Raw genomic sequence first — 551 nt, 5'->3', positions numbered from 1 at the left:
TCAATAAAGTAATTTGAGAAGTGGGTTGCACTAAATGACTTTATGATCTTCCAGAATAGGGCGCAATTCTGCAGCAAGAATTGTGCTTTTTCCTTATGTTTAGGGCCATTTTGTTTAATAACCTCTTAAAGAAATCTGGATACTTATGTTAAAATTTTAGGTGAGATTGTGAAGTGATCTACTTAAACTATCGTGGCAGAATAGTTCAACAAGGTTTTTAGTTTTAATGGTAAAATATGTTTATAAAAGGGGAGTTAAATGAGCAATTTTTTCTTAATCCTTATAGGCTTTTTTATTGTTGTTGCAAATGTTATTGGATTTATATCCTACAAGAATAAGAAAAATCTATACTTTTCGGCTTTTACAATATTATTATCAGCAGTTTTATTTGGGGCAATCGGTGGTGTATTAGCACTTTTGGTTATTCGTGATGCTTTTGCAATATTTTACGGCTTGCAAGTAGGATACTATTTATTAATAAATAGCGTTATTGTTTTTTTAATTGCCATTTTAGGAACTGTAATAAAAAGATATAACAACAGAACAACGTA

1 protein-coding gene is annotated in these 551 nt (G+C 29.9%); it reads left to right on the top strand.

Annotated features, from left to right (window positions below; genetic code table 11):
• Nucleotides 1-258: 258 nt before the first annotated feature.
• Nucleotides 259-551: 3-isopropylmalate dehydrogenase (locus V7149_RS19760; RefSeq protein ID WP_335347305.1), on the top strand; the 293-nt coding region annotated here is incomplete at its 3' end.

Source organism: Bacillus sp. JJ1503 (assembly GCF_036965125.1).
Lineage (GTDB): Bacteria > Bacillota > Bacilli > Bacillales > Cytobacillaceae > Cytobacillus.
Note: the sequence above shows the minus strand (reverse complement) of the source record. Positions and strands in the feature narration are given on the sequence as shown.